Consider the following 21,534-nt stretch of genomic DNA (forward strand, 5'->3'; position numbering starts at 1 on the left):
TTGATAAGTTTAGCATAAATAATATATTGATGTCAATAAATAATATATGTTATTGTTCATCATCTTCGATTATTTCATCTTCCGGATCGATGGCAAGGTCATCGATTAGTTCCTGAGGTAAAACGTTTTTCATCGTAAAGCCGCGACCAGCGACATCTGATGTATCTGATATTATCATAAAAGCGCTGGGATCTAAGGCATAAACAATCGATTTAATTTTACCGACCTGAGTAAGACTGACAACGACAAACATCACTTTTTTGGGCTGACGGGTAAATGCACCTTCTCCATGAAAAAAAGTAACACCACGATTAAGATACTGCATAATAAGCGGGGCCATTCTCTCCACCTGCGGTGACATTATAGTTATGGATTTTTTTCGATTAAAGCCAGCTACAACTTTATTGGTTATTTCACCAGAGACATACATTGCTATTAATGTAAATAACCCTGTTTTAAAGTTAAATATAAGTACCCCGATTAAAACTACTACCAAATTTAAGAAAAAAATAGCCGTGCCTACATCAAAGGAATAATATTTTTTGATAACCGCACCGATAACATCAAGACCGCCGGTATTTGATACAGCTCGAAAAATAAGGCCATAACCAATACCACCAAGCACGCCGCCAAAAATAGAGCAAAGCATCCTATCATCTACTAAATTGTAACTGCCTAAAAACCTAGTGGCATCTACACAGACGGAAAATAATACCATACCTACTATGGTATCAACGGCATAGAGTTTACCGAAAACCTTATACGCTATATAGACAATAGGTATATTATAAACAATTAACTGAACCCCAATCGGCAGTTTAAATAAATAATATAACATCATTGCTATCCCGCTAAGACCACCTGATAGTAACTGGGCTGGTATTAAAAAAATATTCATGGCAATACCACCTAACAGGCAGCCAACAAAAATTTGCAGATAGCGTTTAAAGTGAGCAGTAAATAACAATTGTAACCCTCCATAAATATATAATTACATTTCAAATATAACACATTTTTTATTATATTTATATCTCTAAAAACATATTTACGATAAAATGTTGTATATATTTATAATTGGGATACCAGTTGATGAGTTTTCCAAAATATGTGCTGGACAGTTTTCAATACATACATTAGAATGGATACATTTTTCTTCGTCAATTTCAATTAATTTCATAATAAAGCACTTCCTTATATAATATATTTTTATTATATGTTTTTACTGAAAAATAAGTAAGTACGCACTTTAAAGATAGGTACTATCTTAACAGAGAGCGTTAGTGGAAATTTGCTACATGATAATATACTGCTTTATTAGAAAAACTTTAACTTTTACAATAATAAGAAGGAACTACAGTCATTTACTAAAAAAATATAGTTATATAGTTTATAAAAATTAATAAAAACTATTGACAAAAACAATTGTAAAATATATAATCAATAACATCATACGTAAAGGCAGCGTAGCCTACACGCAGGGAATCCCCTGCATGTAGACTACGCTTTTTTTATTGTAATAAATTTGTAAAAGAATATATTTCGCTAAACTATCGTAAAACAAAAAATTAAAAGGTAATTATAAATAATATATCCAGTATTGCTTATATTATGATAGTAACTTCTTTTACGCGATGAGAGAAAGGAACGATTTTGTATGAAAAAACATTGGTCTGTATTTTTAACAACATTTATGTCGCTGTTATTAGCGTCACCGGTAGCTTTTGCTGCTAGCCCTGCTCCACAAGTTAATGCTGGAGATACAGCATGGGTATTGATAAGTGCTGCATTAGTTTTTATTATGACTCCAGGCCTTGGTTTTTTCTATGGCGGTATGGTCAGAAGTAAAAATGTATTAGCAACAATAATGCACAGTTTCTTTATTGTTGGCATGATATCAGTTGAATGGATTATTTTAGGTTATTCAATGGCTTTTGGCGATGATTCAGCAGGACTTATTCCTGGTGTTATTGGCTCACTAAGTAAAATAGGTTTGGCAGGCACAGCTGGACAAATCGTTTCTGGTACATCAATTCCTGAATTAGCCTTTGTTATCTTCCAATGTATGTTTGCTGTTATTACTCCAGCACTTATTACTGGAGCTTTTGCTGAAAGAGTTCGCTTTAAAGCATATGCATTGTTTACGTTATTATGGTCAATATTTATCTATAACCCAATGGCTCATATGGTATGGGGCGGCGGTAAATTATTTGCTCTAGGAGCACTTGATTTTGCTGGTGGTTTAGTTATTCATATTCTTTCCGGGGTTTCTGGTCTTACCTTATGCTTATTGATTGGAAAAAGACGTGGTTATGGCAAATTGCCAATCCTGCCACATCACTTGCCAATGACAGTTTTAGGTGCTGCACTTTTATGGTTTGGCTGGTTTGGTTTTAACGCTGGTAGTGCACTTGGTGCCAATGAATTAGCAGCTAATGCTTTTGTTACTACTCAGGCGGCTGCCGCAATGGCAACAGTATCATGGGTTGTTTGTGAATGGCTGCATAATGGTAAACCTACTATTTTAGGTGCAGCTTCCGGCTGTGTAGCAGGTCTTGTTGCTATAACTCCTGCCGCAGGTTTTGTTGCTCCGATACCGGCAGTTATCATCGGTCTTGTTGGTGGTGCAATATGTTACTTTGCTGTTGCTGTATTAAAAGCAAAATGTGGTTATGATGATTCACTTGATGCTTTTGGGGTTCATGGTATTGGTGGTACTTGGGGAGCTATTGCTACTGGTTTATGGGCATCTACCGCAGTAAATCCAGCAGGTGTTAATGGATTGTTCTATGGCAACGGTGGTTTGTTGGTTGCTCAGATAATTTCTATAATCGTCGCTTATTTATTAGGTGGTATAGGTTCTTTTGTTCTCTTTAAGATTGTAAATGCTATTACAACCTTTAGAGCAGATGAAGAAGAAGAAACATCCGGTATTGATATTGTGGAACATGGCGAACGTGCTTATTCTCAATCTATAATGACTGGTGAATCATTGGGTCTGCCTAATGAATTTAATAAAATGAATTAAAATTTTGCTACAGTTTCTGTTATAATATAGAAAAGAATAAATATAATTTTAGGGGGTAAGTAAAATGTCTAAAATTACAAAAATAGAAATTATAACCCGTGCTAATAAATTAGAAGAATTAAAAAGTGCTTTAAATAGCATTGGGGTTGAAGGGATGACCGTTATTCCTGTTTATGGCTGTGGTCTGCAGAAGGGACATAAGGAAGTATATCGTGGTCGTGAATATTCGATAAACCTTGTTCCAAAGATAAAATTAGAAACAATTGTTTGTGATGTCCCAGTCGATCAAGTATTGTCAGTGGCACAAAAAGTTTTGTGTACTGGACAGGTTGGTGACGGAAAAATATTCGTGTCAACAATTGATAATGCCATGCGTATACGTACAGGTACACAGGGAACTAAGGCTATTACTGATAACGAAGCATAATAGATATAAAAAGGCTTGATACATGCTGATAATTTGCATGTATCAAGCCTTTTTTTATAAAGTATTTGGCTATAATATCAGATAAAATTTTATCTCATCAAATTTTCTTTAAGTAAATCAACGGAGATTATTTTAAATGAATTTTTATAATAATCAATTATTCCAAGGCTTTTCATCGTAGCCAGTTCTCTACACATAGAAGTACGTGAGACATTTAGATACTCTGCTAATTCATTACGATTTAGGCTGATAGCAAAAATAAGACTGTTACGTTTATTTGATTCAGCTAAAAGAAATGTAGCGAGTTTTTCACGTAACCCTTTTAGCATTAAAAGCTCCATTTTCCGATTCAAGTAATAATTTTTTTCACCTAATAAAAGCATCATGTTTTTGATTAATTGAACATGAAATCCGCAGGAATTACTACATGTTTTGATTATTTTATCGAAAGGGATAAATAATACTGTTGAATTTTGTTTTGTTCGTACTGTAATTGGCGAAATATGTTTTTTTGTACAGGCTATTCCTTCTGCAAAAATATCAGCGGGACTAAGGTAGTCCATGATATATCGGGTACCTACTAAATCTTCCTTGATGAGTTCTATAGAACCAGAAATTAAAATTCCTATGTAATTTATTTCATCTCCAGCAAAAAATATATATTCATCACGTTTAAACTTTTTGGTAAATGAATTAACGCACGATAATAAGCTTTTAAATTCACTTTCACCAATATTTTCAAATAATGTGCATCTTGATAAAACTGAGTAAACTTCATCCATAACTGTGTCTCCCTTAAAATAATATATAAAAAATGTAGCAGTAGCTACAAAAAAAGTCAACAACTTCTATTATAATTACAGCAGAAAGAGCAAGCAGAAAAAATGCTCTGAGGTCGTTAAATATTCTAAATGCGGTTTTTATAGAAATTTTACATGAATAGTTTAAATATGTTCTACTTCTATATTAAAAGTTTTTAGAATAAAGCTGTTTATAATTTTTAAGAATGGAGAAAATGATATGGCCGAAATTATGAAAAATATTAAAAAAGCTGAAATCATCAATCTCAAAGACCAAATATCGTATCAGGAAGGTCAAATTATTAGTAAAACACTGATACAAAATTCAGCAGTTAGTATAACAATTTTTTCGTTTGATAAAGGTGAAGAAATTGGTTCTCATGAATCTGCTGGAGATGCTTTTGTCACCTGCTTAGATGGAGTTGGAAAAATTACCATTGACGGTAGTGATTATGAATTGCATGAGGGTGAATCAATTGTAATGCCTGCAAAACTTCCACATGCAGTATATAGTCAGGAACAGTTTAAGATGTTATTGACTGTAGTTTTTTAACATAACTTCTTAAACTATTAACAGGAAAATGTAAAAAAATATAGAAATACTATCAAAAGAATGTTTATGATGTTTTCGATGAATTATATATCATTTGAATAATTTTAATTTTCCCACTATATTTCAGCATCTATCAATAAAGTTAGATGAATGGTTATACCAAAAATACCGGTGCACTTTAATTAATAGTTGTAAATGCACCAGTTTTAATAAGAATATTATTTTAAGGAGGATTTTTTCTATGAGTATGTTTTGTTATCAATGTCAGGAAACAGCAAAAAATACAGGCTGTACAATTCAGGGGGTCTGTGGTAAAAAAGAAGAAGTCGCAAAATTACAAGATCTTTTGATTTATTCCTGTAAGGGAATTGCAAATATTGTAATAAAAGGAAATTTAGACATTGCTGCAATCAGTGAAGTTAACCATGAAGTGATGAAAAGCTTATTTATTACAATTACAAATGCGAATTTCGATGAGGATGCAATCGAAAAACAAATTATAAAGATGCTGGCTCTCCGTGATGAATTAAAAGCAAAAGTAAATAATGCAGATCTTCATGATGCAGCAGTTTTTATAGTATCAGACAGGGATTCTATGCTTAAAAAAGCTTCTGTAGTGGGCGTTCTTGCTACAGAAAATGAAGATATTAGATCTCTACGAGAACTGATCACATATGGTTTAAAAGGTATGGCTGCCTATGCGCATCATGCATTAAATGCTGGCAAAGAAAATGTCGATATTTATGGATTTCTTTATAAAGCTTTGGCAGCTCTTTTAAATGATGCACTTTCTGCTGATGATCTTGTTGCATTAACATTGAAAACTGGCGAATTTGGTGTATCCGCCATGGCACTTTTAGACGAAGCCAATACATCAAAATATGGAAATCCAGAAATTACTACGGTTGATATTGGCGTAAGAAATAATCCATCAATCTTAATTTCCGGACATGATTTGACTGATCTTGAACAGTTACTAGAACAAACCAAAGGAAGCGGCGTTGATGTTTATACGCATAGTGAAATGCTTCCGGCACATTATTATCCATTCTTTAAAAAATATGACAATTTTGCAGGGAATTACGGCGGATCATGGTGGCGTCAGGTTGATGAATTTGGACCATTTAATGGACCAATTTTATTTACAACAAATTGCATAGTTCCTCCAAGAAAAGAAGAAATCAGGGACAGAATTTTTACAACTGGTGCTGCTGGCTATCCAGGCAGCCAGCATATTGAAGCAGATGCTAATGGAAAGAAAGATTTCTCCAAAATCATTGAATTGGCTAAGACATTGCCTTCACCAACAGAAATCGAAACCGGAACTATCACCGGTGGCTTTGCTCATGAGCAGGTATTTGCACTTGCCGATAAAGTTGTAGATGCAGTAAAATCAGGCGCAATTAAAAAGTTTTTTGTTATGGCTGGCTGTGATGGAAGAATGAAATCAAGAGACTACTATACCGAATTTGCAGAGAAACTACCAAAGGATACTGTTATCTTAACAGCAGGATGTGCAAAATACAGATATAACAAATTACCGTTAGGTGATATTGGCGGAATCCCAAGAGTATTAGATGCGGGTCAATGTAATGACTCTTATTCACTAGCTGTAATTGCCTTAAAATTAAAAGAAATTTTTGGAGTTGATGATATAAATGAACTTCCAATTGTTTACAATATTGCATGGTACGAACAAAAGGCCGTAATTGTACTTCTTGCACTTTTATATCTTGGAGTAAAAAATATTCATTTAGGTCCAACACTTCCTGGGTTCTTATCTCCCAATGTAGCAAAAGTCTTAGTAGATAATTTTGGTATTGCCGGCATTGGAACTGTTGATGATGATATTAAATTTTTTATGTCATAAGATGAAAATATATGATAGCAAAAATTGTTAGAGATGGCTGTATTTTATGTGGACTTTGTGCTTCGACATGTCCTGAAGTATTTCAAATGGGCGTTGATGGGCCAAGGCTATGTTGATACTGCGCCAATAGAGGCAATGGATACAGTACATGATGCGTGTGATGCCTGTCCGGTATCTGTAATTACAATAAAATAATAAAAATGGGGCTGACGCACATTAATAACTGTGTGCGTTAGCCCTATTTTTTTCTAGCAAGTATACTATACAGATGTTTTATCATATATATTATTGTAGCCTGGCAAAATAATTTGTAACCGAATAATAAAACAGTGTATGTAAAATACTCCTCAAATATAAAATGATTTCATTCGAGTTTTCAGAGCAGGTCGAAAAAGTCTAAAGGGTGATTTTTTCATAAATAAGCAGGGATTTGATTGAAAAATATGGGCAAACTAATGAATGGGATGACCGATACCCTGGTTATTAATCTATTGAAACATATTGCATATTATGCTATTATGGACATAAATAAAGGATAGTTGGTTTATGCCTCTGCGAAAGGCACAGCTTTCCTCAAATATTGATTAAGGTTGAAAAAAGCTGGGCCTTTAATTAATGTCTGGCTTTATTTCTGTTTATTTACAGACAGAAATAATAGCGACAATGAGTATTCCAAAGCTTATCATTAAAGATAATACTTGAAAAGTGTTCATAGCGCCACCTCCCCCAAAGAGGAAAAAGCCGGATCAACTATCCATGAAAACCAGTATAATATTATAAAATAAATAATCAACTGGATTGGTTACAATAAACTGGATAAAAATGATAATATCATGTATAAATGAATTAGAAAATAAAGGAAAATTTACATGATGAAAAGACAATCCAAAAGAACATTTACTACTGAATTTAAGCATCAAATGGTCTAACTGTATAACATTGAAAAATCGTAGAATGAAATTATTAAAGAATATGATTTAACATCATCGTCACTTAAAAAATGGGGCACTAACATTAATGCTACTGGTTCTACAAAAAAAGCTGCATGCTTATGCTTTATTTAAAGTACAAAAGTTTTCCAGATCCTGCAGTAAAGAGCTACTTTATATTTAGAATGCTTAGAGACTGAGTGGAAAATAATATATGCACATTGTTCATTCCAGCCAGATAAATGAAAATAAAATAATTACTTTGCATAAATAATGTAAGATAGAGGGCCTAAAATGAATTTACAAACTAACACTATTGAGTCAATAATGTTAATTGGTATTGAGGAAACAACAAAAAATGAAAATGAAATAAACGGTAAAGGAAAAATTCCGAAGCTGGTACAAACTTTTTACTCAGAAATGTTAAGTAAAATTTCGAACCGTTATGAAAACCATATTTTATCAGTCTACACAGATTATGAATCAGATGAAAATGGATATTATACTTATTTCATAGGTGCAAAAGTTAAAGACTTAAGTTGCATTCCCGAGGGAATGGTGGGGAGAACAATTCCTTCATCTCGTTACGCAATTATCACTTCTGCTATTGGGAAAATTCCAGATATCGTCATAAACGAATGGACACAAATCTGGTTAGACGATGACTTAAAGAAAAAAAGATCTTATTCAACGGATTTTGAGCTATACGACCAACGATGTTCAAATGTTGATTATGCCCAAGTTGATATATATATTGCTATTAAAGATTAGATGTAGGAAAAAATTGCTTAGCGTACGAAATCTGCGTTTTGCTGGCGAGCCCCCTAGTATAAATTGATTTAGCCCTATAAAAACATAATTTTAGATATGAAAAGAGTACTCGATGAGTATAAAAAAGTGAAGTGACCCCAAAAAGTTAGACCTGAGCGTAGCGGCCATCATGCTGCTACGCTTTTTCTATGCTACGTTGGCTAGTCGATATTCTATGGGACTAAGCCAGCCTAGCTTTTGCTTGATACGTTTCGTATTATAATAGTCAATTCATTGATCGATGGCCGCTTTCAATTCCTCAAAGCTTGCATAGGTGCATCCGTAATAGATTTCCTTTCAGCAGCCCGAAGAAGTTTTCCACCATGTTGTTGTCAAGACAAGTTCCCTTCCGTGACATGCTCTGAAATATTTGTTCTTTCTTGAGTCGCTTTTGCTATGCTTTCATCTGATATCCCCAGCCTTGATCCGAGTGGAACGTTCTCCGATACTTGCAGTCCGATATTACGTCTAGGAAGCGATTTTGCCGACAGTTTCCTTATAGGGCTTTTGTGCGTATAAGACGTTACTTGTAGGAAAAGCTGCTCATGATACGCTGGATGCGCTTCTTGTTGACTGTGATTCCATTCTGCCGCAGGAATCCCCAGATACGTCGGTAGCCGAAATCCTTATGCTCAGCAGCATGTAATGCAAGGATTTTATCTCGCAGCAGCTGGTCTTTCGGTGTGTGCTCCAATCTCTTCTACAGGATTTTGCTTGAATTGAAAAGTATATTTCATCTGTTGACGGTTACGTAGAAATCCTTCTTCTCCAAACTCCTGATAGGCGGTTACCCATTTTCGCACGCTCGTGCAGCTGGTAATACTATGTTGTTTAGCGAGTGTTTTAATACCGGCTTTTCTTTATTGATACTCCTGTAAGATTTTCATCTTTAAGTTGAAGCTATATTTTGCCATACAAATACCCCCGAAAGTTAAATTTCTTTAAGTCTAACTTTCGGGGGTCGGTACAAAATATCGAGTGCTCTTTTTGTTAGCAGTATTTATGATTTAATTAGCTTTCGAATAATGCTTTGGCAAAATCTTCAGCAATAAATGGCTGTAAGTCATCTTCACCTTCACCAACGCCTACCCATTTAACCGGCATTGATAATTGTGATTTAATACCAATCACAACACCGCCTTTAGCAGTACCATCAAGCTTGGTAAGTACTACACCAGAAATTGGTGCAGTCTTAGTAAACAGTTCTGCCTGATGAATGGCATTTTGTCCGGTAGTGGCATCTAATACCAATAAGGTTTCATGTGGTGCTGCCGGAACTTCTCTTTTTATGACGCGATATATCTTATTTAATTCTTCCATTAGATTTGATTTATTATGTAATCTACCAGCTGTATCAATTAATAAGATATCCGTTTTACGGGCTATAGCTGCCTGTACAGCATCAAATACAACTGCTGCCGGATCAGAACCTTCTTCATGGGCAATTACATCGACATCGGCTCTTTGCCCCCATATTTGTAATTGGTCGATAGCAGCGGCACGGAAAGTATCAGCTGCTGCCAGCATAACGGATTTTCCCTGATTTTTATAATACCTGGCCAATTTACCAATAGTTGTCGTTTTGCCAACACCATTAACTCCTATTACAAGAAATATGGTTGGTGGTGCAGCGGCTACTACCGTGGTGTTTTCGCCTGTTATTAATATTTCACTGATTCGTTTTATCAAAAATGGGCGTAGATCCTCAGGTGAATTTATTTCTTTTTTGCGAATACCAAGGCGAACATCTTCCATAAGCTTCATGGTGGTTTTAATACCAACATCAGCAGATATAAGGATTTCTTCTAGTTCATCCAAGCAATCATCATCGATATCAGCATAGCCGACAACTAATTGTTCTATTTTTTCTGTGAAAGATTTTCTTGTTTTATTTAAGCTGTTTTTTAGTTTATCAAAAAATCCCATTTATTCATTTTCCTCCGTGTCTTCCATTTTTACGGAAACGACTTTAGAAACGCCGGCTTCCTGTATAGTAATACCATACATTACATCGGCGGTTTCCATTGTTTTTTTACGATGTGTTACTATAATAAATTGTGTATTTAGAGCATAATCTTGTAAAAATATTCCAAAGCGGCCAATATTGGCTTCATCCAAAGGTGCATCGATTTCATCGAGTACAGAAAATGGTGCGGGGCTATATTGTAAAAAGGCAAATAATAAGGCAATAACGGTTAATGTCCGTTCGCCGCCCGATAATAATGCCAGATTTTGATTTTTTTTGCCCGGTGGCTGAACCATTATATCAACACCGGCATTCAATACATCATCGCTATCGGTTAGCAGTAGTTTTGCCTGTCCACCACCGAATAGTTTCATAAAAATATCATTGAAATAGCCCTGGATAGTTGTAAATGCTTCTTGGAATTGCTTAGCCATAGTAACATCCATTTGTTCAATAATATGTTCTAAATCAATTCTGGCAGTTTTGAGGTCCTGTATTTGGGTATTCATAAACTGATAACGTTCATTGAGGGCATCATATTCTTTGATAGCATTTGGGTTAATATCACCAATTTGCTTTAATTCCATATCCATTTGTTTGATATTTTTTGCTAAAAGGTCTTCGGGCAAATCTTCTTTAAAATTTGCGGCCGCCTGTGGTGATAAATTATATTGTTCTTGCAGTTGTTTTTCACATTGTTCTAATTCAAAAGTAATTTTAGTGGCCTTTAAATCAAGCTGGTGAATATTTTCCTGCAGTTTATTAACCTTATCAGTCAACTCTTTGCGTTGAGATAAATACTCTTTATGCTGGACTCTCTTATCCATTAAGAGTTTATAGATATTATCATATTCTTCACGGCCAGTTTGATTTAATTGCTGTAAATTTTGGCTGGAAATTTTTAACTCGTTTAATTCATTAAGACTCTCATCAATGGTTATTTGCAGACGGGCTTGCTCGAGTTTATTGTTTTCTAAAGCTGCTGATGAACGATTATATTCATTTTGCAGTAAGTCCTTTTTTTCTTTATTACCAGACAGTGTTTGTTCAACAGCTGCAAATTGGGCTGTTTGTTGTAATAAAGATTTTTGCAGGTCTTTTTGCTGCAAAGTGTATTCATTAATTTTAGCAGTTATCTGCGCAGAATTATCCTGTTCGTGAATATTTTTGGCCTGCAGTGTTAATAATTCTTCTTCTGCTGTTGCCTGTGAAGTTTGTAGTTTTATTATTTCCTCTTGAATGTTATTGCTGCTGTAATTTAAGCTTTTAACACTATTATCAAGTTCGGTTAATTTTTCCTGCAAATGCTGTAAACTGATTTTTTGCTGAGCCGTCAATAATGAATTTTTTTGCAATAAATCATTAGCCTTATCGATATTATCTTCTATTTTATTTATTGAAGATAATATCTGTCCCTGCTGGGTTTTATTGCGTAATAGCTGGCTGATTGTCTGCTGGTTCTTTATTTCCAGTTCACGTATTTCATTTTCGCGATTGAGAAAACTTATTTCACGACGAATACTACCGCCGGAAATAGCACCACCTGCATGTAAAATTTCACCGCCTAATGTGACAATGCGCAGTGTATAATTATGCTGCTTTGCTAGTAGCAAGGCGTTGTCAATTGTATCAACAACAATAGTACGTCCTAGTAAGCTTTGAATAATTGGCTGGTATTTATCTGCTGTTTGAACTAATCTGTCAGCAAAATTAATAAAACCTTGGCTGTTTATCGTAATTTGTGGTCGATTATTTTTAGCTTTTACAGTGGTTAATGGCAGAAAAGTTACCCGTCCGGCCTTTTCTTTTTTTAAATAGGCAATTGCTTGTTTTGCAGCAATGTCATTGGTTGTGACAATATTTTGCATACTTGCGCCCAATGCTATTTCTATAGCTGTTGTATAATCAGACTCCACCTTTATTAATTCGGCAATTGAGCCGCAAATATCTTTATGCCATAATTGTTCAGAGGCAGTTAACACTTTTTTTACGCCTTTGCCAAAGCCTTCATAGGCTTTTTGCATATTATTTAAAATCTTGACACGTTCATTAACACGATCAATATTTTGGTTAAGCTCATTGCCGTTTACCTGTAATAAATGATGTTCTTCCTGTAGAGAAATATGCCGCTGTTTATCTTGTATTAACTGGTCAGCAGCTGTTTTTTGCTGATCAATCAATGTATTTAAAGCGTCTTGGCTTGCTGTTATTTTTAACTTAAGCTCTTTTATATTAGTAGCTAATTGCAGCCCATCAGCTTGACGCTGCTTTAATAATCGTGTTTTTTCTGTAATATCATGATCAATAAGAGCAATTTGCCGTTCTTTGTCATTTACAGCTTGTATTTTCTGGACAGATTGATTTTTTAATTCTGTCAGTATGTTTTCTTGCTGTTTTATATTTTTTTCCAAATTACCAATAGCTGTATTAGTTTCTTCCAGAGCTTTTTCATCAGCGATTTTTTGTTGCTGTAATTTGGTAATATCTTGTTGTAAGTTTTGCAAATTTTCATTAGCCGCTGTTTTTTCCTGCAGGCTGACTTCATAATTTGTTTTCAGGGAATTCAGTGAATGGCTGTTTTGCTTTACTCGTTCTTCTAACACAGTGCATTTACTGCGATTACGTTCAATTTCCTGAGTAAGTTTCCTATTATTTTGTTCAACATTATTTAAATTTTGTTCCGTTAAAGCAATATTATTTTCTGATGTACTTATTTTACTATCAAGCGTTTCAATATTGATATCGGAATTATCATTATCCTGCTGCAACTTTTGCAGAGCCTCAGTAATATCTTTTTCAGCAGCGGAAAATTTTTCAAATATCGCTAAAATATATGATAATTTATATTTATCATATTGTGCTTTTAACTCGTTGAATTCGCGTGTTTTTTTAGCTTCTTCCTGTAAGGGTGTTAGCTGTTTTTCAATTTCACCAATTATATCATTGATACGAATAGCATTTTGCTTGGTGCTTTCCAGTTTGCGCATTGCTTCTTTTTTACGATCACGATATTTGGTAATGCCTGCGCATTCCTCAAATAATAGTCGCCTATTTTCCGGCTTGGCATTTAAGATGTCATCGACTTTATTCTGGCTTATAACACTAATGGAGTCTTTCCCCAGACCAGTATCAGCAAATAATGTATAAATATCTTTTAAGCGGCAGCGTGCTTTGTTGATATAAAATTCACTTTCACCTGAGCGAAATAAACGTCTGGTAATTGTTATTTCCTGAAATTCTAAAGGTAGTTTACCGTCAGTATTATCAAAAGTAAGTGATACTTCAGCAGCTCCCGCAGGTTTGCGCAGGGAACTACCAGTAAAAATAATATCTTCGGCTTTATTGCCACGTAAACTGCGAATGTTTTGTTCGCCTAATACCCAGCGTATAGCATCAGTTACATTGCTTTTCCCACTGCCATTAGGCCCAACAATACTAGTTATGCCTTTATCAAATTCTATTTCAATTCTATCAGCAAAAGATTTAAAGCCAAAAGCTTCCAGTCTTTTTAATAGCAACTATCTTCACCTGCTGTCTTTATATAATATTATTAGGCATTGTTTTGTATGGCAATATTAACAGTAGCCAGCATATTGGGTTTAATGCCGTCCATTTTATCAGAAGGGATAAATATTTTTATTATATATTTTTTCTCTTTTCCTGCAGGGGCAATTATGTCCGCAACTGTGCCATTTATGTCTTTGCCATTAATACTGCAGTCAGCATAAGCCCCTTTTTTTATATTAACTATTTGCTGTTTATCTGCTTTAGCTTCAAGCCACATCGAATCTGATGTACCAATATTGAAAATATTTTCACCGGCAGTTATTTTACTGCCAATTTTTATATTGGTATAATATAAAATTCCGTCAGCAGCAGCTTCTAAAGAAACTAAATTAGTGTTTTTTTGGGCAGTTTCCAGTGCTTGCTTGGTCTGTTCTAAACGAGTTTTAGCCGTCTCAATGTCCTTAGCTGTTACGCCGCTAGGAACAGTGTTTACGACCTGTGTTGTGTGACTGGCATTCAAAGCTGCCTGAGCTGAACTTGCTGCCGCAGCAGCTGCTTCATATTCTGCTCGGCTGACAGCTCCTATAGAATATAATTGTTGCATTTTACTGGCTTGCGCGGCAGCTGCTTGGTATTGATTATAGTCAGCTGCTGACGGTCCGGATGAATGGGCCACTGTTCTAGTGGTGCTGCTTTTACTTAAAGCTACCATATTGTCATACTGTTCCTGCGCTTTTTGTACAGCCTGCTGCAGATTTTCAATATCCTTTTGTGTAACATTTGGTTTTATTTGTGCTAAAGCTTGTCCGGCTTTTACCTTTTGTCCATCTTTTATTAGTACTTTTTCCAAGGTACCATTAGTTAAAGTTTTATTATTAACTAATGTCCCTACGACACGAACGTCATAGAAAGATATATGTCGATGGTAATGAGAATAAGCCCATATACCAAAATTAATACCGAGGATTATTATTAAAAGCATGGGTAACGCAAATTTTATTATTGGTGCTATTTTTCGACTAATGTCAGTTTCCAAAATTGAGCCTCCTAAATGAATATCCATTAGCACATAGTATGAATTATTGTTATGGACGGATGATATTGATTTTCTAATACAGTATATTTTAACAAATCTTTGTTGTTTTAGACAGTATTATTTCAAAAGAAACATGATTTTCCAATAAATTCCCGCAAAATCGAATTATTAGGGATGTCATCTTCATTATAAATATCCTTAAAGAAATTTAAAAAATCTAAAAGCTGTTTAGCAGTACTGTGTTCTGGCACATTGCTGCTTATTTTTTCTAATAGTGGATAAGCGTATTTTTTTAGTACGGCCAATTCGTAAATCATGGCAGAGTTAAACATTATGTCGGCATTTTCCTGATAAGGAAAAATATTCTTTTCCTCGCCGGCACGGACTTCTTTCCATTGTTTAATAGTCTTTAATGCGGAAGATCCGCGGAATTGATAGTCGCGCACAATACGACGGATCAGTCGAGCTACCGTTGTAGGTATATTATTATGATCGTCAATCCCCAGCTGGGTCAAGGCACTTATATATATTTTATAGACAGCATCCGTTGGCAGAAAATTGGTTAATTCTGGATTAAGCCCATGAATTCCTTCAATTATTATTGGCTGATAATTTTGCAGCTGTAGATAATCACCATTCCATTTTTTCTGTCCGCTAATGAAATCATATTTGGGAATATTTATTTGTTTTCCAGCAAGAAGCTGCAAAATATCTTTGCTTAAAAGCTCCTTATCAATGGCATTAAAAGATTCAAAATCATATTCGCCATTTTCATTACGCGGTGTTTCTTCTCTATCACGAAAATAATCATCAATTGATAATGATACAGGCTTTATGCCATTTACTAATAATTGTATGCGTAATCTTTGGGCAAATGTTGTTTTTCCAGAGGAAGAGGGGCCGGCAATGCATATAACACGCGCGTGACTCATGTTTTTTACAATATTATCGGCAATTTGTGCAATCTTTTTTTCCTGCAGGGCTTCGGAGATGCGTATGAGTTCACCAGTTTGATTTTTCTTTATATATCTATTTAAACTACTGACATAATCACAATGAAGTATATTAGCCCATTTGTCAGCTTCAGATAATAATGCCGCTAATTTTTCCTGATTTTCTTGCGGTGGCAATTTGTCAGGTGCTGTTATTTTAGGCGTACGCACTATTATCCCTGGGGCATAGTGATCAATAGCAAATAAATTTAAATCCTTTGTGCTTGGGAGCATCGGCCCATAGAGATAATCATAATAATTATCACAATAATAAATGCTGACTTCGTCTTGTTTTAAGGATTTTATTAAAGCTACTTTGGCTAGTTGATTCTTTTTTTGAAATAATTCAATAGCTTGTTTTTTACTTAATGTTTTTTTTATAATAGGCAGCTGTTGTTTAATCATATTTTGCATTAAATCTGAAATTTTTTTAATATTTTCCGGTGTAACTAATTCCTGTGGTGTAATGCGACAGAACATACCATGATTTACTGAATGCTCCACAATCATATGTGCATGGGGAAATGATTGTTTTAAGGCTGCCATTAGCAGAAATAAAACACTGCGACGGTAGATAATAATTCCTTCGCTGGAATGCATATCAACAAATTCGATATTTTCTGTGGCGTTAAATGATGATTGCAAATCACGCAGGGTATTATTTACCTTTACTGCCAGTATGGGCTGAGTATATTTATTTTTTTTATCATTAAGCAAATACGATATTTTTTGATTAACATGATTAGGAACCATAATTATTCAACTCTTTTCAATAATAAATAAAAGCCTAAAGCAGTGAATACTTTTTTAGACTTTTAAAATAATTACTATTCAATTAAAAAAATAATTTTAAAAATTTATAAATGATTGCAGCCAGCGCTGCTGTAGCTGGAATTGTCAATACCCAGGCAACAGCCATTTGCTGTGCTACTCCCCAACGAACAGCCTTTATTCTTTTAGCAGTTCCTACGCCCATTATAGAACCAGAAACAACATGAGTGGTACTTACAGGTAAGGACATCAATGTTGCAGAAAAAATTATCAGTGAAGAGTTTAAATCAGCAGCAAAACCACTAATTGGTTCAAGTTTAAATATTTTGCCGCCAACCGTTTTGATTATTTTCCACCCACCAATAGCAGTACCACAACCCATGGAAACCGCTGCCATAATTTTTACGAAGGTAGGTACTTCAAATACACTTATATAGCCGGCACTTAATAGTGCTAAGGTGATAATCCCCATCGATTTTTGGGCATCATTGGATCCATGCGAAAAAGCCATCATTGCAGCTGACAAAATCTGCATTTTCTTAAAGCGATTATTTATTGCTGATGGTCGGCATTTCCCAAATATCATAAATAACAGGGTCATTATGATACAACCTACTATCGCTGCACATAACGGAGATAAAACTAATGCTAAGATAATTTTACCTATTCCCCAGTAATTAAGCCCAACCGTTCCTGTGGAAATAAGTACGGCACCGATTATTCCACCGACAAGGGCATGTGAAGAACTGCTTGGCAGAGCCAGCCACCAAGTTAATAAATTCCATATAACTGAACTGGCTAAAGCAGCTATTAATATTAATTCATTGACATGCTCAGCCGACTTAACGATATCGCCCCCAATGGTATGGGCAACACCAGTACTATACATGGCTCCGCAAAAATTTAATATAGCTGCCATTATAATTGCAATACGAGGGCTCATAGCCCTGGTTGATACTGAAGTAGCTATAGCATTGGCAGTATCATGAAATCCATTTATAAAGTCAAAAACCAAAGCTAGGGCAATAACTAAGATCATTATTATTTGGAGTTCATGCATATTTCATTACCACGCCTCTTATCATGTCTGCAAGCGATTCGCAATGATCCAACGTATTTTCAAGATACTCTAGGATATCTTTCCATTTTATGATTTCAATTGGGTCTTTTACTGTAGCAAATAATTGTGCAACTTCTTCACGATACAGTTTGTCTCCAGCACTTTCCAATTTACTTATCCGTGCGGTGTAATTTAAGATTTTCTTTTCATTATGCTGCAATTTATGCAGTAATTTGAAAACCTCACTAATATCAACAGTTGCTTCAATCAGCAATTGTGACATTTCTAGAGCTGTCGGCCGTATCTCATCAATACGGTACATTATCGCACGTTGTAGTGTCCCTTGCAAAAAATCTACGCCATCATCAAGACCATTGGCAATAGCATAAATATCTTCGCGATCTATCGGAGTTATAAATGTGTGATTTAGTTTATCAATAATTTTATCATTGATATCATCAGCAGCATGTTCCAAATCAGTAATGGTCCGCATTTTTTCTTCAGCTCTGCTATAATCAGACATTACCTCATTGATAATTAAAGCGCCTTTATGAAAATATTCGGCACTTTGAGCGAACAGGTCATAAAATTCCGTATTCTTTTTTACAAGAAACATAGACTTCCTCCCAAGTATGCAACAGCAAACAATTATTTAGATATTGTAAAAATTTAAGCACGCTTTTACAATGCCTTAATAATCATTTTACAATATTTACTTAGGATTATACAATACACTAATTCATATATCCCTTAAATTTTTAAATATTTTTTTATTGCTTGTGCCATTTTTTCAGGTTGGCAAATGCCGGAATGTATTGTAGCTGCGCCATTTAAAGCAGTTAATCCAGCTGGGATATTTTGTTTATTATATTTTTTTAATTCAGCCAAAAGTGTAAACTCATCTTTACCGGAAACTTCAATATTTAATGCTTTTAACACATTATCGTTAAATTTATAAGGGCTGGCCGTAGATAATACTACCATACAACTATCATCATTTTGCAAATTTTTATAAGCTTGGGCAGCATGCCAGGCTACAGCTGTATGTGGATCAATAACATAATTATATTTATCATAGACATCTTTTATGGTGGTTAAAGTATCTTCTTCATTAAGCCATTGAGCTGCAAAAACAGCTGTGATTTTTTCTAAAATTTCTTTATTGACGGTATAAGTACCTTTTGTCTGCAGATCATTCATCCATGTATTTAGTTGTTTGTCATCATTAACCATATGAAACAGCAGGCGTTCTAAATTACTGGAAATTAAAATATCCATTGATGGAGAAATTGTTTTGAAGAATTCTCTTTTTTTATCGTATGTGCCGGTAGCAAAGAAATCTGTTAATACATTGTTGGAATTAGAAGCACAGATTAATTTATTAACAGGCAATCCCATTTCTTTGGCATAAAAGCCTGCCAAAATATCACCGAAATTACCGGTAGGTACTGTAAAATTAATTTTTTGGCCCATTTCAATATCGTTAGTATTTACTAAATCGCAATAAGCACTAAAATAATATACTATCTGTGGCAGCAATCGACCCCAATTAATTGAATTGGCTGATGATAAATTATAGCCTTTACTAGTTAATAATTCATTTATTGCATTATCATTAAAAATACGTTTTACACCAGACTGAGCATCATCAAAATTTCCTTCAATAGCAATTACTTCAACATTTCTACCTTTTTGCGTAATCATTTGGCGGCGCTGGATATCGCTTACGCCTTCCTGCGGATAAAATACGATTATTTTTATATTATCGACATCACAGAATCCTTCCAGGGCGGCTTTTCCGGTATCACCAGAAGTTGCTACTAATATTACAATATCATTTTCTGCTTTAGTTTTCTTCAGGGCTGTCGACATAAGCTGCGGTAATAGCTGCAAGGCCATATCCTTAAAGGCACTGGTTGGTCCATGCCATAATTCAAGGCAATGCTCATCATTAAAGCTCACTATTGGGGCAATAGCTGCTGTATCAAATTTATTATGGCCATAGGCATTATCGACACAAGTGCTGATTTCTTCAGCACTATAATCACTTAAGTACAATGCAAGTATTTTTTTTGCCCGTTCCTGATAGGAACAGTGCTGCAGAGAAATTAAAAACTCTTTATCAATTTGCGGAAAAGTTTCCGGTACGAATAGACCGCCATCAGAAGCCATTCCTTTTATAATAGCCTCTGATGCTGATACTTTATTATTGATATTTCTGGTACTGATGTATTTCATATTTATCCCTCTTTATTATTCTAAGTAATTTATTTACAAAAAATGCTGTAGATAGTAATAAGTGCCTTACAGAATTATTCCCTGTAAAGCACTTATTATTCTTATAAAAGTTTATAAGTCATCTTTAACAGTAATTAAAATAAAAATTAACTATAATGGCTTATATATTATTTTTCAGCAAAAAATTCATTGTGGATAATATTTACAGCTTCTTCTAAAGCGGCACTTTTTATCAGGCAGGAAATGCTTATTTCAGAGGTGCTTATTACGTCAATATTTATACCAGCATTGGATAATGCGCCAAACATTCTGGCAGCAATACCAGGATTGCCAAGCATCCCTACACCAACAATGGATACTTTAGCCACATCTTTTTCAATAAGAACGCCAATGGCTTTAAGATCAGCAGCTACTTTATCTACAACTTCTTTAGCAGTATTAAGATCATCAAGGGCAACAGTAAAGACCATATCAGTGACATTTTTTTCAACATTACGAATGCTTTGTACGATCATATCAACATCAACATTATTATCGGCTAAGGCTGAAAAAATGGAATAAGCTATGCCAGGGTTATTTGGTACTCCTAATACAGCAATTTTAGCAACTTTAGCATCATGACTTACTCCTCTTATTACAAAACCCTTTTCTTCCATTGTATATTCCTCCCTAATTATTGTACCAGGCTTATTGGTGAATGTGGATCTGACATGAATCGGCATATTCAACAGCTGGCCTACTTCAACCGAACGTGGCTGCATTACACCAGAACCAAGACGTGCCATCTCGAGCATTTCGTGATAAGTAATTTCTTTCATTCTGCGAGCATTTTTTACAATGCGCGGGTCAGCTGAATAAATACCATCAACATCTGTATAGATTTCACAGCTATCGGCTTTTAAGGCACCAGCTAAAGCCACAGCTGATGTATCGGAGCCGCCCCGCCCCAAAGTAACAGGATCACCTAATTGGTCACAGCCTTGAAAGCCCGCTACAATAACAATGTTACCTTTATCTAGTTCATCTATTACACGCTGAGGCTTGATATCAAGAATCTTGCCTTTCGTATGAATATCATTTGTTTTTATGCCCGCAAGTGGTCCTGTCAGGGAAACAGCATTTTCGCCTAATACCTTAAAAGCCATCGTCAATAAAGCTATGGACATTTGCTCACCGGTAGTAAGCAGCATATCCATTTCTCTAGTATGCTTATAAGGCTCTTTATCTATTTCTTTAGCTAATTTTATTAAGTTATCAGTAGTGTCCCCCATAGCAGATACTACAACAACTACTTTATCATTTTTTTCTTTTTCAGCAATAATCCTTTTGGCTACATTCATTATTTTTTCTGTACTTCCAACAGAACTACCGCCAAATTTTTTAACAATCAGTGACATTCTTATCCCCCTAGGTTACTTATTTAATACGAAAGAGCCAATAGCCTTTTTTATTATAAACTAACGTCTTTACAATTTTATAAAAATAAAATAAAACCGACAATATAAAAAAACTATATAACTTTTAGTATTATCAAGCATAACAATTGTTAC

20 protein-coding genes and 1 pseudogene are annotated in these 21,534 nt (G+C 34.7%); 6 read left to right on the plus strand and 15 right to left on the minus strand.

All coding sequences use genetic code 11. From position 1 onward, the window contains the following. Positions 1-49 precede the first annotated feature (49 nt). Complete coding sequence (locus tag HNR32_RS05560; RefSeq protein ID WP_231038046.1) at positions 50-967, minus strand: YitT family protein; 918 nt, start codon at positions 965-967, stop codon at positions 50-52. Between the two features lie 78 nt (positions 968-1,045). Further along, entirely contained in the window at positions 1,046-1,177 is a 132-nt protein-coding gene (locus tag HNR32_RS14075) for a hypothetical protein (protein WP_260162445.1), read from the minus strand. Positions 1,178-1,654: 477 nt separating this feature from the next. On the opposite strand from HNR32_RS14075, the gene HNR32_RS05565 reads away from it, so the two are divergent. Both HNR32_RS05565 and HNR32_RS05570 read left to right on the plus strand, forming a co-directional pair. Further along, positions 1,655-3,025 carry an ammonium transporter gene (locus tag HNR32_RS05565; protein ID WP_183860521.1) on the plus strand — a complete coding sequence of 457 codons (1,371 nt, stop codon included), beginning with the start codon at positions 1,655-1,657 and terminating at the stop codon, positions 3,023-3,025. A gap of 64 nt (positions 3,026-3,089) precedes the next feature. Then, on the plus strand, positions 3,090-3,452 hold the full coding sequence (locus HNR32_RS05570) for a P-II family nitrogen regulator (protein ID WP_183860523.1): 363 nt from the start codon (positions 3,090-3,092) through the stop codon (positions 3,450-3,452). 89 nt (positions 3,453-3,541) lie between these two features. Here HNR32_RS05570 and HNR32_RS05575 read toward each other — a convergent pair whose 3' ends face one another. Then, positions 3,542-4,234, minus strand: a complete 693-nt coding sequence (locus HNR32_RS05575; protein ID WP_183860525.1) for a Crp/Fnr family transcriptional regulator — start codon at positions 4,232-4,234, stop codon at positions 3,542-3,544. 238 nt (positions 4,235-4,472) lie between these two features. Between HNR32_RS05575 and HNR32_RS05580 the strand changes: the two genes are divergently transcribed. From HNR32_RS05580 to HNR32_RS14445, 3 genes are all read left to right on the plus strand, one after another. Then, entirely contained in the window at positions 4,473-4,805 is a 333-nt protein-coding gene (locus HNR32_RS05580; RefSeq protein ID WP_183860527.1) for a cupin domain-containing protein, read from the plus strand. A 241-nt stretch (positions 4,806-5,046) separates the two neighbouring features. Beyond that, positions 5,047-6,675: a hydroxylamine reductase gene (gene hcp, locus HNR32_RS05585; protein WP_183860529.1), complete on the plus strand. Its 1,629-nt coding sequence runs from the start codon at positions 5,047-5,049 to the stop codon at positions 6,673-6,675. 11 nt (positions 6,676-6,686) lie between these two features. Next, positions 6,687-6,791 (plus strand): ferredoxin, encoded by a 105-nt coding sequence (locus HNR32_RS14445; protein ID WP_196611008.1) that lies wholly within the window; start codon positions 6,687-6,689, stop codon positions 6,789-6,791. A 519-nt stretch (positions 6,792-7,310) separates the two neighbouring features. Here the strand turns inward: HNR32_RS14445 and HNR32_RS14450 are convergent. Next, positions 7,311-7,388 carry a putative holin-like toxin gene (locus HNR32_RS14450; RefSeq protein ID WP_221300572.1) on the minus strand — a complete coding sequence of 26 codons (78 nt, stop codon included), beginning with the start codon at positions 7,386-7,388 and terminating at the stop codon, positions 7,311-7,313. Between the two features lie 510 nt (positions 7,389-7,898). On the opposite strand from HNR32_RS14450, the gene HNR32_RS05595 reads away from it, so the two are divergent. After that, positions 7,899-8,375 (plus strand): GyrI-like domain-containing protein, encoded by a 477-nt coding sequence (locus HNR32_RS05595; RefSeq protein WP_183860531.1) that lies wholly within the window; start codon positions 7,899-7,901, stop codon positions 8,373-8,375. A 186-nt stretch (positions 8,376-8,561) separates the two neighbouring features. Here the strand turns inward: HNR32_RS05595 and HNR32_RS14455 are convergent, their stop codons facing one another. The 11 genes and pseudogenes from HNR32_RS14455 to HNR32_RS05640 all read right to left on the minus strand — a co-directional run bounded on the left by HNR32_RS14455 (position 8,562) and on the right by HNR32_RS05640 (position 21,381). Then, the gene (locus tag HNR32_RS14455) at positions 8,562-8,645 is read right to left on the minus strand and encodes an IS3 family transposase (RefSeq protein ID WP_375782632.1); all 84 of its coding nucleotides are present in this window, start codon (positions 8,643-8,645) and stop codon (positions 8,562-8,564) included. A gap of 64 nt (positions 8,646-8,709) precedes the next feature. After that, a pseudogene (locus HNR32_RS14460) lies at positions 8,710-8,847 on the minus strand (IS3-like element ISEnfa3 family transposase); the annotation flags it as partial. Positions 8,848-8,937: 90 nt separating this feature from the next. After that, positions 8,938-9,108, minus strand: a complete 171-nt coding sequence (locus HNR32_RS14090; RefSeq protein ID WP_231038048.1) for an IS3 family transposase — start codon at positions 9,106-9,108, stop codon at positions 8,938-8,940. Between the two features lie 317 nt (positions 9,109-9,425). Continuing rightward, on the minus strand, positions 9,426-10,340 hold the full coding sequence (gene ftsY, locus HNR32_RS05605; RefSeq protein ID WP_183860533.1) for a signal recognition particle-docking protein FtsY: 915 nt from the start codon (positions 10,338-10,340) through the stop codon (positions 9,426-9,428). Continuing rightward, complete coding sequence (gene smc, locus HNR32_RS05610) at positions 10,341-13,898, minus strand: chromosome segregation protein SMC (protein ID WP_183860535.1); 3,558 nt, start codon at positions 13,896-13,898, stop codon at positions 10,341-10,343. A gap of 32 nt (positions 13,899-13,930) precedes the next feature. Beyond that, the gene (locus HNR32_RS05615; protein WP_183860537.1) at positions 13,931-14,923 is read right to left on the minus strand and encodes an HlyD family secretion protein; all 993 of its coding nucleotides are present in this window, start codon (positions 14,921-14,923) and stop codon (positions 13,931-13,933) included. A 122-nt stretch (positions 14,924-15,045) separates the two neighbouring features. After that, on the minus strand, positions 15,046-16,668 hold the full coding sequence (locus HNR32_RS05620; RefSeq protein ID WP_183860539.1) for a nucleoside kinase: 1,623 nt from the start codon (positions 16,666-16,668) through the stop codon (positions 15,046-15,048). 82 nt (positions 16,669-16,750) lie between these two features. After that, complete coding sequence (locus HNR32_RS05625) at positions 16,751-17,746, minus strand: inorganic phosphate transporter (protein ID WP_183860541.1); 996 nt, start codon at positions 17,744-17,746, stop codon at positions 16,751-16,753. Next, positions 17,739-18,362, minus strand: coding sequence for a DUF47 domain-containing protein (locus HNR32_RS05630; RefSeq protein ID WP_183860543.1), 624 nt, complete (start codon positions 18,360-18,362; stop codon positions 17,739-17,741). Before HNR32_RS05630 ends, HNR32_RS05625 begins: the two co-directional genes overlap by 8 nt. A 134-nt stretch (positions 18,363-18,496) precedes the next feature. Then, complete coding sequence (thrC, locus tag HNR32_RS05635; RefSeq protein ID WP_183860545.1) at positions 18,497-19,984, minus strand: threonine synthase; 1,488 nt, start codon at positions 19,982-19,984, stop codon at positions 18,497-18,499. Between the two features lie 167 nt (positions 19,985-20,151). Then, the gene (locus HNR32_RS05640; protein ID WP_183860547.1) at positions 20,152-21,381 is read right to left on the minus strand and encodes an aspartate kinase; all 1,230 of its coding nucleotides are present in this window, start codon (positions 21,379-21,381) and stop codon (positions 20,152-20,154) included. Positions 21,382-21,534 lie beyond the last annotated feature (153 nt).

The organism is Pectinatus brassicae, assembly GCF_014201835.1.
Classification (GTDB): domain Bacteria; phylum Bacillota; class Negativicutes; order Selenomonadales; family Selenomonadaceae; genus Pectinatus; species Pectinatus brassicae.